The organism is Enterobacter sp. AG326, assembly GCF_004362415.1.
Classification (GTDB): Bacteria; Pseudomonadota; Gammaproteobacteria; order Enterobacterales; family Enterobacteriaceae; genus Enterobacter; species Enterobacter asburiae.
The window spans coordinates 455,481-472,488 of sequence record NZ_SNXG01000001.1; the positions used below are offsets into that span (position 1 = coordinate 455,481).

At 56.4% G+C, this 17,008-nt stretch carries 15 protein-coding genes and 1 pseudogene; 4 read left to right on the forward strand and 12 right to left on the reverse strand.

Annotated features, from left to right (window positions below; all coding sequences use genetic code 11):
• The first annotated feature begins 353 nt into the window (after window positions 1-353).
• Entirely contained in the window at window positions 354-1,301 is a 948-nt protein-coding gene (locus DFO52_RS02145; RefSeq protein ID WP_133549128.1) for an AEC family transporter, read from the forward strand.
• Between the two features lie 32 nt (window positions 1,302-1,333).
• Window positions 1,334-3,019 (forward strand): NAD-dependent malic enzyme, encoded by a 1,686-nt coding sequence (locus DFO52_RS02150; protein ID WP_133549130.1) that lies wholly within the window; start codon window positions 1,334-1,336, stop codon window positions 3,017-3,019.
• A gap of 45 nt (window positions 3,020-3,064) precedes the next feature.
• On the opposite strand, the gene DFO52_RS02155 is transcribed toward DFO52_RS02150, so the two are convergent.
• From DFO52_RS02155 to DFO52_RS02210, 11 genes and pseudogenes are all read right to left on the reverse strand, one after another.
• Complete coding sequence (locus DFO52_RS02155; RefSeq protein WP_133549132.1) at window positions 3,065-4,066, reverse strand: Kdo(2)-lipid IV(A) acyltransferase; 1,002 nt, start codon at window positions 4,064-4,066, stop codon at window positions 3,065-3,067.
• Window positions 4,067-4,258: 192 nt separating this feature from the next.
• Window positions 4,259-4,489: a tautomerase PptA gene (gene pptA, locus DFO52_RS02160; protein ID WP_023335848.1), complete on the reverse strand. Its 231-nt coding sequence runs from the start codon at window positions 4,487-4,489 to the stop codon at window positions 4,259-4,261.
• A gap of 37 nt (window positions 4,490-4,526) precedes the next feature.
• Entirely contained in the window at window positions 4,527-5,144 is a 618-nt protein-coding gene (locus DFO52_RS02165) for a glutathione S-transferase family protein (RefSeq protein ID WP_023311965.1), read from the reverse strand.
• A gap of 166 nt (window positions 5,145-5,310) precedes the next feature.
• Window positions 5,311-6,198, reverse strand: coding sequence for an ABC transporter substrate-binding protein (locus DFO52_RS02170; RefSeq protein WP_133549134.1), 888 nt, complete (start codon window positions 6,196-6,198; stop codon window positions 5,311-5,313).
• 9 nt (window positions 6,199-6,207) lie between these two features.
• Window positions 6,208-6,981, reverse strand: coding sequence for an amino acid ABC transporter ATP-binding protein (locus DFO52_RS02175; protein ID WP_023311967.1), 774 nt, complete (start codon window positions 6,979-6,981; stop codon window positions 6,208-6,210).
• Window positions 6,965-7,891 carry an amino acid ABC transporter permease gene (locus tag DFO52_RS02180; protein WP_133549136.1) on the reverse strand — a complete coding sequence of 309 codons (927 nt, stop codon included), beginning with the start codon at window positions 7,889-7,891 and terminating at the stop codon, window positions 6,965-6,967. Before DFO52_RS02180 ends, DFO52_RS02175 begins: the two co-directional genes overlap by 17 nt.
• A gap of 9 nt (window positions 7,892-7,900) precedes the next feature.
• Complete coding sequence (locus DFO52_RS02185) at window positions 7,901-8,410, reverse strand: GNAT family N-acetyltransferase (protein ID WP_008501765.1); 510 nt, start codon at window positions 8,408-8,410, stop codon at window positions 7,901-7,903.
• 9 nt (window positions 8,411-8,419) lie between these two features.
• Window positions 8,420-10,683 (reverse strand): annotated as a pseudogene (locus tag DFO52_RS23215) (NtaA/DmoA family FMN-dependent monooxygenase).
• Between the two features lie 16 nt (window positions 10,684-10,699).
• Complete coding sequence (locus DFO52_RS02200; protein WP_133549142.1) at window positions 10,700-11,821, reverse strand: amidohydrolase; 1,122 nt, start codon at window positions 11,819-11,821, stop codon at window positions 10,700-10,702.
• A complete protein-coding gene (locus DFO52_RS02205) occupies window positions 11,818-12,819 on the reverse strand; it encodes an MsnO8 family LLM class oxidoreductase (protein WP_133549145.1) in 1,002 nt (333 codons plus the stop codon). Before DFO52_RS02205 ends, DFO52_RS02200 begins: the two co-directional genes overlap by 4 nt.
• 110 nt (window positions 12,820-12,929) lie before the next feature.
• Window positions 12,930-13,469 carry an AAA family ATPase gene (locus DFO52_RS02210; protein ID WP_133549147.1) on the reverse strand — a complete coding sequence of 180 codons (540 nt, stop codon included), beginning with the start codon at window positions 13,467-13,469 and terminating at the stop codon, window positions 12,930-12,932.
• A 345-nt stretch (window positions 13,470-13,814) separates the two neighbouring features.
• On the opposite strand from DFO52_RS02210, the gene DFO52_RS02215 reads away from it, so the two are divergent.
• Window positions 13,815-15,350: a methyl-accepting chemotaxis protein gene (locus tag DFO52_RS02215; RefSeq protein ID WP_133549149.1), complete on the forward strand. Its 1,536-nt coding sequence runs from the start codon at window positions 13,815-13,817 to the stop codon at window positions 15,348-15,350.
• On the opposite strand, the gene DFO52_RS02220 is transcribed toward DFO52_RS02215, so the two are convergent.
• Window positions 15,347-15,745 carry a cupin domain-containing protein gene (locus tag DFO52_RS02220; protein WP_032656857.1) on the reverse strand — a complete coding sequence of 133 codons (399 nt, stop codon included), beginning with the start codon at window positions 15,743-15,745 and terminating at the stop codon, window positions 15,347-15,349. The genes DFO52_RS02215 and DFO52_RS02220 overlap by 4 nt on opposite strands.
• Before the next feature lie 112 nt (window positions 15,746-15,857).
• Here DFO52_RS02220 and DFO52_RS02225 point away from each other — a divergent pair, with 112 nt between their 5' ends.
• On the forward strand, window positions 15,858-16,754 hold the full coding sequence (locus DFO52_RS02225; RefSeq protein WP_133549151.1) for a LysR family transcriptional regulator: 897 nt from the start codon (window positions 15,858-15,860) through the stop codon (window positions 16,752-16,754).
• The last annotated feature ends 254 nt before the right edge of the window (window positions 16,755-17,008 follow it).

The window sequence follows — 17,008 nt, forward strand, 5'->3', positions numbered from 1 at the left end:
TATTCCTGATACGAATAAATGTTCTTAAATATAAATAAAGACTTAGATGGCCTTTTCTAAAAACAGGCTCACGATGAAATTATCACGGGCCTGCGGGTAGAAATGTGAACAATCTGGCTCTTTGCTTTTAAATAACTTAATTCAGCGTTAAGTAACTAAAGTTATTTATAACAGCTAATGTTGCTTTCTTGCGTCTTATCAATATTTGACGAAAGTATTACTTATCCAACTAATGCAATCTTTTTGAAATTAATAAAACCAGAGAGAGTGTGACCCTTGTCACTCCTGCCCTGCTTTCTAAGCGCTAGATTAGCGCTGCAATAAAACACATAAAATACCCTACAGGAAATACTATGCCTTCATTACTATTACAGTCACTGTTTCCGCTCGTCTTTATAATGTTACTTGGATGGCTAAGTGGAAAGCTGGGATATTCCCGGCGTGAAGATGCAAACGTCATGGCAACCGTGGTGATTCGTTTCGCCCTTCCTTTCCATCTTTTTATCGGTGCATTGCATACCGATCCCAATAAAATTAAGAACCTGACCTTTATGGCCGTTTTAGTTGTCGGTTTAATGGGGTCGTATTTACTGACGCTATTTATTTCGCGCTACGTTTTTCGCCACGATATCAAAACCAGCGCCATTCAGTCTCTGGTTTGCGCCTTTCCCGATATGGCCTACTTTGGCGCACCGGTCCTGGCGGTATTGATTGGGCCGGAAGGATTTATCGGCGTGCTGATTGGCAATATCATTACCAGCGTTATCATGATCCCTCTGACTATCGTCCTGATTCGTATGGGTGATAAAAATGGTCTTGACGGCCTGGAGGCGCTGCACCCGGGCGCGATGATTGTGCAAAACCTCATCAAAGCGGCGCGCAATCCTATCGTCTGGATCCCGGTCTCCGGCGTATTGCTCAGTCTGGCCGGCGTGCAAATCCCTTCTATTCTCAGCATGCCTATTGAGATGGTCGGAAAGGTTTCAGGCGGGCTGTCCCTGTTTGCCCTCGGCCTGCTGTTTTACGGTGAACGTCCAAAACTGAACGTGCAGACGTTTACCAATATCAGTATTAAAAACCTGATTCAGCCGGCAATGATGGCCGCCGCAGGGATCGCCTTTGGCCTGAGCCATACCTTACTGCAGCAGGTCGTCATTATTGGCGCAACGCCTTCCGCGATTGCCGCAGGTATGTTTGCTTTACGCAGCGATACCTATATTGATACCGCATCCTCTTCCATATTAATTGGCACTGCCGTCGGGGTCGTGACCGAAGGCATTATGATCTATTTTATTTCTTAATCTGCTTTATATAAAAAATTCAGGAGTTAACCATGTCCCGGAAAGAAGTTCTGTACACCCCCTATAACGGGGCCGTATTGCTGGAAAATCCGCTGCTAAATAAAGGACTCGCATTTATTAAAGAAGAGCGTGACAATTTTAATCTGCATGGATTATTGCCGCACAACGTTGAAACTATTGAAGAACAAACCGAGCGCGCCTGGGTGCAGTTCTGTCATTTTAAAAGCGATATTTCGCGTCACGTTTACCTGCGAAATATTCAGGACACCAATGAAACTCTCTTTTATAACCTCTTGCGTTTGCATCTGAAAGAGACGTTACCGATTATCTATACCCCGACGGTCGGTGAAGCCTGCGAGCATTTCTCCACGATTTATCGACGCGCGCGCGGCCTGTTTATTTCATGGCCTAACCGCCATCGTATTGATGAGATGCTGCAAAGCTTTTCGCGCAACGACGTTCGTGTGATTGTGGTGACGGACGGGGAACGTATTTTAGGGCTTGGCGATCAGGGTATCGGCGGAATGGGTATCCCAATTGGCAAGCTGTCGCTGTATACCGCCTGCGGCGGGATCCATCCGGCCTCTACCCTGCCGATTATGCTGGATGTCGGCACCAATAATCAGCAGCACCTCGACGACCCGATGTACATGGGCTGGCGCCACCCGCGCATCAGCGACGATCAGTACGCTGAGTTTATGGATATGTTTGTCAGCACCGTTAAAGCGCGCTGGCCCAATGTGCTCCTGCAATTTGAAGACTTCGCGCAGAAAAATGCCACCAGGCTGCTCCAGCGCTACCGCGACCAGCTGTGCTGCTTCAATGATGATATCCAGGGCACGGCCGCCGTCACCGCCGGTACGCTGATGGCGGCGGCGCATGCGGCGGGCACGCGCATTCGCGATCAGCGCGTGGTCTTCCTGGGCAGCGGTTCTGCCGGATGCGGGATAGCTGAAAAAATTGTGGCGTTGATGGTGGATGACGGCCTGACCGAGTCCGAAGCGCGCAGTCGGATCTTTATGGTCGATCGCTTCGGCCTGCTGACAGACGACATGACCAATGTGCTCGATTTCCAGAAAAACCTGCTTACCGCGCGCGACGCCGTTTGCAGCTGGCGGGTAGACTCGCAAAATATTTCCCTGCTGGACGTGGTGAAGAACGCGCATCCTACGGTGATGATCGGCGTTTCAGGCCAGCCGGGGCTGTTCAGCGAAGAGATTGTCAAAGAGATGCATCGCCACTGTCCGCGCCCGATCATCACGCCGCTCTCTAACCCGACCTCGCGGGCGGAAGCCCAGCCGCAGGATCTTATCGCCTGGACCCAGGGTGCCGCACTGGTGGCCACCGGCAGCCCGTTCGCCCCGGTATTCTGGGAGAATGAACACTACGAGATCGCCCAGTGTAACAACGCCTATATTTTCCCGGGCCTGGGGTTGGGCGTGCTGGCCTGTAACGCGCGCCGGGTGACTGAAGAGATGCTGATGGCAGCAAGCCGCAGCCTGGCCGCGCAGTCTCCGCTGGTCACCACGGAAAAAGGTGGATTGCTGCCGCCGGTAGATCAGATTGAAACGGTATCACGCCAGATTGCCGTCGCCGTCGCCCGGGCCGCGATTGAACAGGGCGTGGCTCAGGCGATAGATGATGAGACGCTGATGGCGCGTATTGAGAAGACCTGGTGGCAGGCGGACTATGCGCCGTACCGCAGGTCTGCGCTGTAAGCCTCGATCCTGCCCTCATTGCACGGTGAGGGCAGGATTGCTGCCTTAGTGCTGGATGCCCGACCGTTCGGAAAGATCGGCGGCAGACAGGATATCAGCCCGTGGTGCCACACTCTTGCGGCGGGCATACCGGTCAGGCTGACCTTCAGGACGCGTTTTGAAGCGCCGGTGCAGCCACATATACTGTTCTGGCGCCATCCGTACCGCCTGTTCAATCGCCCTGTTCATCTGCGTCGCAACAGATTCTTTATCTCCTCCCTGCAGCGACTCGCTGATATCCTCCAGAATAATCAGTTCGTAGCCGGTGCCGTCCGCCCTGCGGCGCGGCACAAAGGGAATGACGGCAGGCTTAGCGCTTTTGACCAGCATGTAGCTACCCGCGGTCGTGGCGGCATCCGGAACAGCAAAGAACGGCACAAAGACGCTATTGGTTTTGCCATAGTCATGGTCCGGGGCGTACCACAAAATCTCATTCTGCTTCAGCGAGCGGATCATGCCCTTTAAATCATGACGATCGAGCATGGTTTTATTGGAGCGCAGGCGTCCGCGCGTCTGAAGCCAGTCCAGCAGCGCGTTATTATTCGGACGATACACCCCAATGCCGGGGTTGAGCATGCCAAAGATCCGCGCGCCCAGCTCGAGGGTGAGAAAATGCATGCCAACGAGCACCACGCCATTGCCCTTTGCCCGCGCCTTTTCCATGTGCTCATACCCCTGCACGGTAAAGCATTTCTTCACCCGCCACGAGGGCCAGAACCATGCCATCCCGGTTTCGATTACCCCCATTCCTACCGATTCAAAATTACGCTGCAGCAGCGACTCTCGCTCCGCCTTTTTCATCTCCGGAAAACAGAGCTCCAGGTTGCGGCGGGCAATCTCAACGCGGCGCGGAAGCAGGCGCATCGCCAGTCGACCCAGGCCATGACCGATTCTGAACAACAGCGGATAAGGGAGCAGCATGATGAGCCACAGTGCGGCAATGCCGGCCCAGCTTAGCCAGTAACGGGGATGAAGAAAGGCGAGTGAAAAACGGGGTAATTTTGTCATGAGAAAATTATCCTTTAACGTGTCTGTCCTTAACTGATTCTGTTGGAGATCTTTCCTAAGGATTGATGGGCTGTCAGTCAGAAACGTAAAGTGTAACGGATAAGATAAAACGCATTTTTATCGTTTTTTGCGAAAAGCGGGAAGACGAGGCGGGGAAAAACCGGGAAGGAGCGATCCCCCCGGCAGTTGCACTTACATTGAATAGCCTGGCTTTTTGATTAACTCGTCCAGCTTCGGTCCTATTTCGGTATCCCAGACCTGCGCTTTCCAGTCCTCCTGGTTCACCTGATTCAACGCAACGGACACCGAGCTGTCTTTGCTGTTGAAATGGCGAATAATGACCTCAGCAATATCCTCGGCCAGTGCGGTTTTTTGTTCGTCGTTCAAATCGCGGGGAAAACATTTGATATCTACGTGTGGCATATGCAGGCTTCCAGTTGTGAGTCAGGGCTCCACGTTATCAGATAATACCGTTGGCCTTTAACACCTTGTGCAGTTCCGGCAGCTGGCATACGGTGTCCGCAATAGCCGTAAACCTCGGCGTATTGGTCGCAAACCAGTCATGGCGTGGCCCCCAGGTGCGCGCCACCGCGATATACACGTCCAGCAGCGTCAGCCGTTCACCCAACGCAAACGGGGCGGCCTTGAGCTGAGTTTCGAACCACAAGTAAAGCGACTTCCGGTATTCGATGCAGTTTTTCTGCAGCTGTTCAGGCGCATCCGGCGCCCAGCGTTCTGGATAGTCCGCATACGTAAACGTGGGATAGACGTTGGCCACAAACCAGATCAGCAAGCGCTGAAACTGCTGGCGTTCGGCCTGCCCCACGGGCGGCGCGAGATCGGGGCATCTGTCGAGCACCATCAGGGCGATCGCCGCCGTTTCGGTCATAATGGCGCCATTTTCCAGCTCCAGCGTGGGTACCTGACACAGCGGGTTGAGCTTTTGCAGCAGCTCACGCTGCGGACCGGGCTGGTCAAACCCGTCCACGTTGATAAATTGATAAGGGATATCAGCCAGGGTTAGCATCACTTCACCGATTGCCGAGCCCCAGCCGGGTACGCCATAGAGTTTAATCATGTTGCCTCCTTCGGGATGAAAACCCTAAGTGTATACCCGTCATACTTCAAGTTGCAGGTGCGTTGGCTACACTCACTCACCCCAGTCACGTACTTATGTACGCTCCCGGGGATTCGTTCCCTTGCCGCCTTCCTGCAACTCGAATTATTTTGGGTATAGAGCACCATTAGTAGGTTATCCCAGGCGGGTTGACCTCCGACTGTGCCACCGCTTCCCCCTGCTCGCCCCAGCGCGCCAGCACCTTCTGGTAATCTCCGCGCTTAATCGCGCCGTCCAGCGCGGCCTGCAGCGCGTACACCAGCTCATTGCCTTTTTTGGTGGTGGTCGCGACATAGGCTTTTTTCGGCCCTAAACCGACAACGCGGGTTTTGCCGGTGAGCGCCGATTTGTAGGCTGAAACCGACTGAGGGCCAAAGAACACGTCCGCCCTGCCGGACTGAATATAGAGATTGCCCGAGGCATCGTCGTGGAGATAGACCGGCAGCGCAGGCGTCCGCCCCGCCTTTTTGTTCTCTTCGTTCCAGCCCAGCAGAATGCGCTCCTGATTGGTACCAGAGCCGACAATCACCTTTTTCCCGGCCAGATCTTCCGCGCTTTTGATTGACTGGATCTCGCTGGTGGATTTCACCGAAAACGCCAGCGAATCGACGCGGTAGGTCGCAAAATCAAACTTCTCTTTACGCTGTTCGGTCACCGCAATGTTCACCAGCGCCACGTCGTAGCGCCCGGAGGCGATCCCCAGAGGCCAGTCTTCCCACGCCGTCGGCACCAGCTTCAGCTTTAGCCCCAGACTGCCCGCCAGCAGGCGGGCGATATCCGGGTCGCTGCCGATGCGCGTGCGGTTATCGCTGGCCAGCAGCGCCAGCGGCGGAGAGTTCAGCGCCGAAACGGCGACCGTCAGCGTACCCGGCTCAACGAATTTGTAATTGGCGGGGATCTTCGCCACGGCCTGCCGATCCACCGTCACCGGCAGCGGCTGCTCGTTGGCTTTCAAATCAATGCTGGCGTGGCTCGCCGTCGTGAAGACCAGCCCCGCCAGAAGTCCGTATTTCATTGGCACTCCTTACAAAACTTTGGAGAGAAACTGGCGCGTTCGCGCATGTGACGGACGGTTTAATACCTCGTCACTGCTTCCCTGCTCGACGATTTTTCCGTCGACCATAAACACCACCTGATCCGCCACTTCCCGGGCAAAGCCGATCTCGTGGGTCACCACCACCAGCGTGGTGCCGGACCGGGCCAGCTTTTTGATCACGTCCAGCACTTCCCCTACCAGCTCCGGATCCAGCGCCGAGGTGGGTTCATCAAACAGCATCACGCGAGGACGCAGCGCCAGCGCGCGGGCAATCGCGATACGCTGCTGCTGACCGCCGGAAAGATGGCGTGACCAGGCATCGGCTTTATCCCGCAGCCCAACCACGTCCAGCAGGCTGTACGCCCTTTCCACCGCCTCTTTTTTGCTGAGCTTTTTATGCGCGATGGGCGCCTCAATCAGGTTTTCCAGCACCGTGAGGTGCGGAAACAAATTGAAGTTCTGGAACACGTAGCCCACGTTGACGCGCTGTTTGAGGATCTCCTTCTCCTTTAGCTCATAGAGCTTGTCGCCCTGACGGCGATAGCCGATGTAGTCCCCGTCGATCTGAATAAATCCTTCGTCGACGCGCTCCAGGTGGTTAATGGTGCGCAGCAGCGTCGATTTACCGGAGCCGGACGGCCCGAGGATCACCGTCACGGAGCCGGGCGGGATCTCAAGCGAAACGTTGTCGAGCGCCTTATGGCGGCCAAAATATTTGCTGACGCCGGTAATCGAAATATGTCCTTCAGGAGAGGCTTGCATGGACGGGCTCCTGTGCTGGCGTGGTAGTGACAGAACGGGTGCGACGAGCGGCACGGTTCTGGTTAACGGCAGAGCGGCGTTCGCTGCGGGCAAGCGCGCGTTCGACGCCGTACTGGATAGCGGACAGGACGGTGGTGATCGCCAGGTACCAGGCGGCACCGACCATCAGCAGCGGGATCACCTCCTGCGTGCGGTTGTAGATCATCTGGATGGTATAGAACAGCTCCGGCATCGCCAGGACGTACACCATCGCCGTGCCCTTGGCGAGGCTGATGATTTCATTGAATCCCGACGGCAGAATGGTGCGCAGCGCCTGAGGCAAAATGATCCGCACCGTGCGGCGCCAGGCCGGCAGGCCGAGCGCGGCGGCGGCCTCGTACTGGCCGTGATCGACCCCGAGGAATCCGCCGCGAATGATCTCGGCTGTATAGGCGCTCTGCACCAGGGTTAGCCCCACCACGGCGGTAGAAAATTGCCCCAGCACGTTGATGGTTTCAAAGCTGCCCCAGGTGATGCCGGTGAACGGCACGCCGAGCGAGAGCGTGTCGTAGAGATAGGAAAAGTTGTAGAGAACGATCAGCACCACGATCAGCGGCAGCGATCGAAACAGCCAGATGTAGGCCCACGCCAGGCTGCTCAGCAGCCAGGATGAAGAGAGTCTCGCCAGCGCCAGCATGCCGCCAAACACCACGCTCAGCGCGGTGCCGATCAGCGTCAGCAGCAGGGTCTGCCCGACACCTTCAAGGATCACCGGGTCAAAGAACCAGCGGGCAAACACCGCCCACTCCCAGCGCGGGTTAAAGGCCACGGACTGAATCACGACCGCCAGGAAAAACAGCGCCACCGCGGCGCCGACGGCCCGCAGCGGATAACGCGCCGGGACCACCTTAATGGTTTCAACGTTGCTCATCGTCATTCCTCATGCGGTTTTACTGAACGCTTCGCGTACCAGCGTTTTGGTGAAGCGCAGCCGACCGTCAAACGGCGGCTGGCTGTACTCTTCCGGATCGCGGTTCAGATCGAACTGCGGCTGATAGCCCTGGCTGAGATAGAGCCTGACCGCTTCCGGCTGGCGAAAGCCGGTTGTCAGGTAAATTTGGCTGTATCCTGCCAGCACCGCCCTGCGCTCAAGCTCCTGCACCACGCGCCCGGCAAGCCCCTGCTGACGCAGGGTTTTGTCCGTCCAGATGCGTTTGATTTCCGCGGTGCGTTCGTCGAAAGGTTTGTACGCGCCGGTGGCGATAATCTTCCCGTCGCGCTCCAGCACGATAAACAGCCCCTGCGGCGCTAAATACCATTCGGTGAGCTCAACCTCCGCGTCTTTTGAGAAGTAGTCCCCGTAGCGGGCGGCATATTCACCGAACAGCCCTTCGATAATGGGCTGAAGCTCGGCGTCTTCCGGTGAAACATCACGAAATCGTTCGCTCATCACGCCTCCTTAATCGCCCAGGCCAGCCGGGTTCACTTCTGACTGAGGAATACGCTCAACGCCTTCCCCCCAGCGGTTCAGCACTTTGTCGTAATCGCCGTTTTTGATGACGCCGTTCAGCGCGGTTTGCACCGGCTCAACCAGCCCGCTGCCTTTCTTCAGCGTCACGGCAATGTGCGCCGCCTTCGGCCAGCCGCCGTCGACGCTCCCCACCAGTTTGGTTTTCCCGTTCAGCGCCGCTTTCCAGGCGCCAATCACGTTCGGACCAAAGTAGGCATCCGCGCGTCCGGACTGCAGCGCCAGCGTTTGTGCCGCATCGTCTTTGGTGTAGATCGGGGTAAAGGGCTTCAGACCCTTCTTGAGGTTTTCGGCATTCCAGGCCAGCAGGATGGCCTCCTGGTTGGTGCCGGAGCCGACGATAATCCGCAGTCCGGCGATGTCCTCAGCCTTCTCAAGCGACTTGATCGGGCTGGTTGATTTCACGTAGAACCCGAGGGAATCTTTGCGGTAGGTGGCAAAGTCAAACTTCTCTTTACGCTCTTTGGTGACGGTGATGTTGCTGATGGCGGCATCATATTTCCCGGAGGCCACGCCCAGCGGCCAGTCCTCCCAGGAGGTCGGTACCACGTTCAGCTCCAGCCCCAGGCTGTCAGCGACCAGACGGGCGACGTCCACTTCACTTCCCAGCAGCGTTTTGTTGTCGTCGGAGAAAACCGTCAGCGGCGGTTGATTGAGGCCCGCTACCGCAACGGTAAATTTGCCCGGCACGGCGAAGCGATAATCTTTCGGCAGCTGTGCCACCGCATCATTGTTTTTGACGGTATTAACCGGCGTTTTATTGGCCTCAATGCTCACGCCGGTGCCGTTAATATTCACATTCTCTGCCCAGACGGCAGGGGTAAAGGCCAGCGCGAGCGCCAGAATAAGCGATGTTTTCTGCATAGCGGGGTTCTCTTTTATTGTTGTGTGAACTGGTTTTTGGGTTCGTCTAAGCCGAGGCTTTCGCGCAGCGTGGTGCCCGGGTAGTCGGTACGAAACAGGCCGCGCGCCTGTAAAACGGGCACAACCTGGTCAACAAAGCGCGGGAAGGTGTCCGGCGTACCGCCCTGAATGATGAAGCCGTCTGCGGCATAGCCTTCAAACCAGGCCTGCAGACCGTCAGCCACCTCTTCCGGCGTACCGGAAAAGCGCGGGCGCGGCGAGGCGGCTTCCAGCGCTACCTGACGCAGGGTTAAGCTGCGCTCGCGGGCATTGCGCTTAATTTCATCGGTGGTGCTGCGGAAGCTGTTTTTGCCTAAGTCGCCGATATCCGGGAACGGCTCGTCGAGCGGATACTGGCTGAAATCGTGATGTTCAAAATAACGCCCGAGGTAGTTGAGGGCATCGTTAATCGACACCAGCGCCGCCGTGGTTTGATACTGGTTTTCCACGTCATCGGCGTCTTTACCCACAATCACGCTGACGCCCTGGAAAATATGTAAATCTGACGCGCGGCGTCCGTTAATTTCCAGCTGCTGCTTCACGTCGCGGTAAAAGGCTTTTGCCTCATCGAGCGTTTCGTGATGGGTAAAAATGGCGTCGGCATGTTTCGCCGCCAGCTTTTTCCCGTCGTCCGACGCGCCCGCCTGAAAGACAATCGGTCGTCCCTGTGGCGTACGACCAATATTCAGCGGACCGGCGACCTGGAAGAAATCACCGTGGTGATCCAGGGTATGCAGTTTGGCCGGGTCAAAAAACTGACCGCTCTCTTTATTGCGCACAAAGGCGTCGCCCTCCCAGGAATCCCACAGCCCTTTCACCACGTCGAGATACTCATCCGCAATGCGATAGCGCAGCGCGTGCTCGGGGTGTTTTTCGCGAGAGAAGTTCTTTGCTGACCCTTCCAGCGGCGAAGTCACCACGTTCCAGCCCGCGCGTCCGTTGCTGAGGTGGTCGAGGCTGGCGAACTGGCGCGCCGTAGTGAAAGGCTCGCTGTAGGAGGTGGATAAGGTTCCCACCAGCCCCAGGCGCGAGGTGATGCTGGCGAGAGCGGATAACACCGTCAGCGGTTCAAAGCGGTTTAAAAAATGCGGGATCGATTTCTCGTTGATATAGAGACCGTCGGCAACGAATAAAAAATCGAGTTTGCCCTCCTCCGCCTTTAACGCCGTCGCTTTGACGAAATCAAAATTGATGCTGGCATCGGCGACGGCCTCAGGGTGACGCCAGGCGGACATATTTCCGGATGCACCATGCAAAATGGTCCCGAGCCGCAGTTGACGATGTGCAGACATATTCACCTCTTAAGAATTAAACGTGTTGCAGGGCTTTTTCCGCAAGCTGTGCAAAATAGCGGGCAGCGGGCTCAATTAATGCCTCATCCGGATTAAATGCCGGATGATGTAAACCGTACGGGCTGTTGCTGCCGATGCTGACAAACGCCCCCGGGATCTGCTGGAGGTAGACCGCGAAATCTTCCCCACCCATATGCAGCTCGGCGTGCCGGGTTTCATATCCGGCGTCCCGTGCGACCGAGGTGGCGAAATCGGCCCAGCGCTCGTCGTTCACCAGCGCGGTGGGCCCGGCATACCAGGTGATATCAATCTGCGCGCTAAAGGCGCTGGCAAACCCGGCGGCGATTTCGCCCACGCGGGCTTTCACGTTCTGCTGCACCTCCGTGCGGTGGGTGCGCAGCGTGCCTTCCAGCTCGACGCTTTCCGGCAGCACGTTCCAGGTGTTACCGCCTGCAATGCGCGTCACGCTCAGCACTACCGAGTCCAGCGTGTTGACGTTGCGGCTGGCGACGCTTTGCAGCGCCGTTACCAGCTGGCTCGCCAGCACGATGGCGTCGTTGCCTTCGTGCGGACGTGCGGCGTGCGCGCCCTTACCGGTAATGCGGATCACGAAGCGATCGACGTTGGCATAAAACGGCCCGCCGCGGGTAGCGAACTCACCGACCGGCAGGCCGGGTTCGTTGTGCATGCCGAAGATGGCGCTGACGTCGCGCAGGGCACCGGCCCGCACCATGCTCTTCGCACCGCCAAAGTTCTCTTCGGCAGGCTGAAACAGGATCCGCACCCGGCCGTTAAGCGACGCTTCCCGCTCTTTCAGCTTTAACGCGGCGCCGAGGATCACGATGGTGTGGATATCGTGTCCGCAGGCATGCATTACGCCTGCACGCTGGGAGCTAAACGGCACGCCGCTGCGCTCTTCAATCGGCAGAGCGTCGATATCCGCCCGCAGCGCAATCAGTTTGTTGCCCGAGCCGATTTCCGCCACCAGCCCGGTCGACAGGTCGTAAGGCTGCGGGGTAATCCCGGCATTCGTCAGCCACTGGCGCAGGCGCGTCGTGGTTTCCACTTCCTGGCCGGAGAGCTCCGGGTTCTGGTGCAGCTCGCGACGCCAGGCAATCAGCTGTTCGCCAAAGCTCATACGGTGACCTCCCTGTTAAGACGCGCCTCGGCAAGCAGGCGCAGCGACGCGACGCGCGTTGCTCCCTCCGCTACCGGCGTGTCGATGATAAATTCGTCAATCCCCCACTGCTGGTGCAGCGCGTTGAGCTGTTCCAGCACCGACTCAGCCGTACCGGCCAGCAGCGACTGCGCGCGACGTGCAATGCGCACCGGCTCGCTGCCCGCCTGACGCGCAAAGGCGTAGGCCTGCTCTTCGCTGGCCACGGTGACGCGCTGGCCGTTTGCCAGCTCAACGCCCCACACTTCGACCTTTTGCGCCAGGGCTTCCGCCTCGGCCTGCGTCGGCGCAACAATCACCTGTACCGCCACAATCACGTCCCGCGCGCTGTGCTTACGCCAGGTCGAGACCACCTCGCGCAGCAGGTCCGGGTCACCGTTCAGATGCGCGGCAAACACAAAGTGCCAGCCGAGCCCGGCGGCCAGCAGCGCGCTATCGATACTCGCGCCCAGCAGGAAACCCTCTGCAGGCAATAGCGGCAGCGGCGTGGCGCGAACGGCCTCTTCATGAGACTGATGCTCAGGACGGATCCAGCGATCGAGCTGGGCCAGCTGTTCGGCGAAGCTGCCCTTTTCCTGTTGATTCAGACCCTGCTGAAGCGCGCGGGTTGAGAGCGGCAGCCCGCCGGGGGCTTTTCCGACGCCGAGATCCACGCGGCCGGGCGCCAGCGCGGCCAGCACGTTGAAATTTTCGGCGACTTTATAAGGGCTGTAGTGCTGGAGCATCACGCCGCCGGATCCGACGCGGATGCGCGTTGTCTGCCCGAGGATCCAGGCAATCAGCAGCTCCGGCGAGGGGCTGGCAAGGTGGGGAGTGTTGTGGTGTTCGGCAATCCAGAAGCGGTGATAGCCCAGATTTTCTGCCTGCTGCGCCAGCGCCAGCGTACGCGCCAGCGCATCGGCAGCCGTTTCGTTTTCAGCGATGGGGCTTTTATCCAGAATGCTGATTCGCCATGACATGTTGCGTTCTCGTTTGACTTAACATGTCGACATTATTAAAGGCGCATTTCACCACTGAGAAACAATTAATTTACATTTAGTTTGCCGGAAATCAGATATATAAAACCATGCTAAGAATAAGACTTTAAGTCGGCAATCAGCGTTTTCCCCTGCCCGCGGCGGGTAATGCGGATGAAGCGAATATGCCCATACTGCGGGTTTTGCAGATCGGCTTCATAACGCGTGCGGTTGTTACGCCAGGTTTTCATCGTCCAGATGAGAATGGACTCTCTGCTGAAGAACGCGCGCTGGAAACTCTCTTTGTTCCCGGTTCCGGGCCAGAGCTCGTGCTTATGCCAGGCCCGTTTGATTGCCCTGGTGACGGCCTGCCAGAGGGTGCGGGCAAAGCCATAATCGACCCACACCACAACGTCGACATTACGCCATTTCACCGGCCGCGTGCGGTTATAGTTGCCGTCAAGCACCCAGTCTGGCGAAGCCTGTAGCGCCTGCTCCAGCTTTTCCTGAAACACATCGTCCGGCGTTCCCTGCCAGTCAGGTCGCCAGTAGAGTCTGTCCATCTCGATATAGGGAATAGCCAGTTCGGTCGCAATCTGCTTCGCCAGCGTGCTTTTTCCGCTCCCGCTGGTTCCGATGACGTTAATTTTCACCTCAGCCTCACTGTAATAACGAAAACTGACCAAATCATAGCGTTTTCATCCTGTTAACGAAACGCTATTTCAGCATGGCAATTTTTCCTGAGAGACGATCTCCCTCTTTCAGTTTGGGTTATGTTGTTTATTTGCTGCGGCTCCAGAATACGCCCCTGAAAATATTTTCATTTTTATTACATTCGATAGCATTAACAGATTAAAAATAATGAACGACGGGTATTTCAGGCAGTCACAATTTCAGACAGAATATGCTGCAGAGCGTTATATAAAAATAATCACATTAATCTTGCCGGAGCTTTTTCCGGGCATTTTTTATTCTTGCACATCATCATGGAGTTACTCATGAGGCGTAACAGTCCCGTTACACAAAACGAGTATTTACTTAACGATGGCTCGACGTTAATGTCGACCACCGATACCAAAAGCCATATTACCTATGCTAATTCCGCTTTTATTGAAGCCAGTGGATATAAAGAAGAACATCTTCTGGGTGAGCCGCATAACCTCATCCGCCATCCCGATATGCCTGCCGAAGCCTTTGGCGACATGTGGTTTACCCTGCAGCAAGGTGAGACCTGGACGGGGCTGGTGAAGAACCGTCGTCATAATGGCGACCACTACTGGGTGCGGGCTAACGTGACGCCGGTCTGGCAGGGTGGATCCCTGACGGGGTATATTTCCGTGCGAAATATCCCCGCACGGGAAGAGATTGCGGCCAGTGAAAAACTGTACGCAAAAGTGCGTAATAACGAATTAAAACATTACCGCTTTTATAAAGGCTTACTGGTACGGCGCGGTTTATTTTCGTTTATGTCGCTCTTTAAATGTCTTAGCACCAGTAAACGAATCCATCTGGGTATAGCGACGACGGCGTTACTCTCCTGCCTGGCGGTGTATTTATTCCCTGATAAACTTGTGCAGTCGGGAAGTCTGGTACTGCTGTTTACTTCCCTGGCTTATTATCTTCATGCGCAGATCGCCCGTCCGGTAAAATCTATTTTGCAACAGATGCAGCGCGTAGTTTCAGGACGTAAAACGGACTATTACCACTTTGACAGGATCGATGACATCGGGCTGATGATGCGCCTGGTGAATCAATCAGGTTTGAACCTGAATTCGCTGGTTGACGATGTTGGGGCGCAAATCAGCGGGATTGGCACCATCAGCCAGCAGGTCGCGAAAGAAGGCGCGGCGCTGCAGACGCGTTCAGAAGAGACCGCAGACTTTTTGCAGCAAACCGCGTCGGCGGTAGAAGAGATCGCCAGCGCGGTGAAGCAGACGGCAGAAACCGCGAAAGAAGCCACGGAGATGGCGGATCGCACTCGCGACAGCGCCCACCGCGGTGAAGCGATGATGAAAGAAACCATCGGTATGATGCAATCCGTGTCGCAGGATAACAGCCAGATCGTCGATATTATCAGCGTTATCGATCGTATTGCCTTCCAGACCAACATTCTTGCGCTGAATGCGGCCGTGGAAGCGGCGCGCGCAGGTGAAGCCGGGCGCGGTTTTGCCGTGGTGGCGGCCGAGGTGCGCAATCTTGCGCAGCACTCCGCGACGGCGGCGAAAGAGATCAAAGCGCTGATTGAGAAAAACGTCGCCAGCGTCAACGCAGGCGTGGAGAAGGTTGAACAAACCGAAACGCAGCTGACGGTTATGATCGACAACGTGCTGCGGGTCTCCTCCCTGATTAAGGAGATCGGCCACGCCACGCAGGAGCAAACCCAGGCGCTGACGCTCATCAACGCATCCATCTCCCGTATCGGCGCAATGACCCACAACAATACGGGGATGGTGGATAACGTCACTCACGCGGCGAATCACCTGACGCAGCGCACCACGCGCCTGCAGCAGGCGATTGCCGTTTTTGGCGGTTAGCCGTTCGGATACTGCTCGTCGGTGACTTTTTCCAGCCATGCAACCGGGCTGCCGTTAACGGATTCGGCGATGGCAATATGCGTCATCGCCGTTTGCGCGCTTGCGCCGTGCCAGTGCTTTACGCCGGGTGGGATCCAGGCGATATCGCCCTGATTCAATACTTCCGCCGCTTTGCCCCACTCCTGTAACCAGCCGCGACCCTGCGTCACAATCAGCGTTTGCCCGAGTGGATGCGTATGCCACGCGGTGCGCGCGCCCGGCTCAAAGGTCACGGTTGCCCCGCCGACGCTGGCAGGTTCGCTCGCCTGAAATGGCGCGTCAATGCGGACGGTGCCGGTGAACCAGGCTTCCGGTCCTTTTGCTGAAGGTAATGATCCGCTGCGGATAATTTTCATCTTATGCTCCTCGTTTACTGTTGCGTTAACAGTAGCGCAAAGCAATCCGGAGCATTAGCGTGCATAATCAAATAGGAAATATGATTGAAATTCATAAATAGAGGCAATCGCGATGCTAAAAGATAATTTCAACGACCTGCTCTCTTTTATGGTAGTCGCCCGCGAGCGCAGCTTTACGCGCGCGGCGGCGCAGCTGGGCGTCTCGCAATCGGCGCTGAGTCATGCCATGCGCAAGCTTGAAGCGCGACTGGACGTTCGCCTTTTAACCCGCACAACCCGCAGTGTTGTTCCCACCCAGGCGGGTGAACAGCTCTTTACACGCTTAAGCCCGCATTTGCTTGAGATTGAGCAGGAGCTCACGGCGCTTCGCAGCACCCGCAACAAACCCGCAGGTTCTGTTCGCATCGTCGCCGGCGAGCATGCGATGGACGCCGTGCTCTGGCCGGTGCTGAAGGCGTTTATGGTGCAGTATCCTGAGATTAACGTCGAAGTAACGGTAGATAACGGGCTGACTGATATTGTGGATGGCCGTTTCGACGCGGGAGTACGCCTGGGTGAACAGGTGGCAAAAGATATGATTGCGGTACGGATCGCGCCGGATATGCGCATGGCCGTGGTCGGTTCTACGGATTATCTGGCTCGCTTTGTCGTGCCGCAGACGCCGGAGCAGCTCGCTGACCACCGCTGCATCAACATGCGCCTGCCCACGCGCGGGGGGTTGTATCACTGGGAATTTGAACGCGACGGGCGCGAGTTTCGCGTTCGGGTTGATGGGCAGCTTACGCTGAGCAGCCTGTCGCAGCGCATCGACGCCGCTGAGAATGGACTCGGACTCGCCTACGTACCGGAGGCGTCGGTTCTGGGGGCGCTGAGTGACGGACGGCTGGTCAGGGTCCTTGAATCGTGGTGCCCTACTTTCGAGGGGTATCACCTTTATTATCCGAGCCGTCGCCAGCACACTACCGCTTTCAGGTTACTGTTAGATGCTCTGCAGCAGTCAAAATCTTGACCACCTGGTAATAATTAAGAAAATCTGATGATTAAATAATCAACCCTCCAACTGTTTTGTCTAAAAACTCATCACGATTCAGCGTGTTGTGATCGCCGTCTGCTCTGACCACACGATTTCCTTCGACGTGCATCACTTTCGGCACGGTTATATTTTGCGTCGCTTATGAATTGCAGGTAGGATGCCTCGCCATGTTTCGCCTTATCCATACGCAGAATGACTGGGAAGGCGACATGTGTTTGCGCAGAAGCAAT

Bases quoted from the DNA above. Each gene is read 5' to 3' on its own strand.
- DFO52_RS02145 (WP_133549128.1), top strand. From the start codon at position 354: ATGCCTTCATTACTATTACAGTCACTGTTTCCGCTCGTCTTTATAATG.
- DFO52_RS02150 (WP_133549130.1), top strand. From the start codon at position 1,334: ATGTCCCGGAAAGAAGTTCTGTACACCCCCTATAACGGGGCCGTATTG.
- DFO52_RS02155 (WP_133549132.1), bottom strand. From the start codon at position 4,066: ATGACAAAATTACCCCGTTTTTCACTCGCCTTTCTTCATCCCCGTTAC.
- pptA (WP_023335848.1), bottom strand. From the start codon at position 4,489: ATGCCACACGTAGATATCAAATGTTTTCCCCGCGATTTGAACGACGAA.
- DFO52_RS02165 (WP_023311965.1), bottom strand. From the start codon at position 5,144: ATGATTAAACTCTATGGCGTACCCGGCTGGGGCTCGGCAATCGGTGAA.
- DFO52_RS02170 (WP_133549134.1), bottom strand. From the start codon at position 6,198: ATGAAATACGGACTTCTGGCGGGGCTGGTCTTCACGACGGCGAGCCAC.
- DFO52_RS02175 (WP_023311967.1), bottom strand. From the start codon at position 6,981: ATGCAAGCCTCTCCTGAAGGACATATTTCGATTACCGGCGTCAGCAAA.
- DFO52_RS02180 (WP_133549136.1), bottom strand. From the start codon at position 7,891: ATGAGCAACGTTGAAACCATTAAGGTGGTCCCGGCGCGTTATCCGCTG.
- DFO52_RS02185 (WP_008501765.1), bottom strand. From the start codon at position 8,410: ATGAGCGAACGATTTCGTGATGTTTCACCGGAAGACGCCGAGCTTCAG.
- DFO52_RS02200 (WP_133549142.1), bottom strand. From the start codon at position 11,821: ATGAGCTTTGGCGAACAGCTGATTGCCTGGCGTCGCGAGCTGCACCAG.
- DFO52_RS02205 (WP_133549145.1), bottom strand. From the start codon at position 12,819: ATGTCATGGCGAATCAGCATTCTGGATAAAAGCCCCATCGCTGAAAAC.
- DFO52_RS02215 (WP_133549149.1), top strand. From the start codon at position 13,815: ATGAGGCGTAACAGTCCCGTTACACAAAACGAGTATTTACTTAACGAT.
- DFO52_RS02220 (WP_032656857.1), bottom strand. From the start codon at position 15,745: ATGAAAATTATCCGCAGCGGATCATTACCTTCAGCAAAAGGACCGGAA.
- DFO52_RS02225 (WP_133549151.1), top strand. From the start codon at position 15,858: ATGCTAAAAGATAATTTCAACGACCTGCTCTCTTTTATGGTAGTCGCC.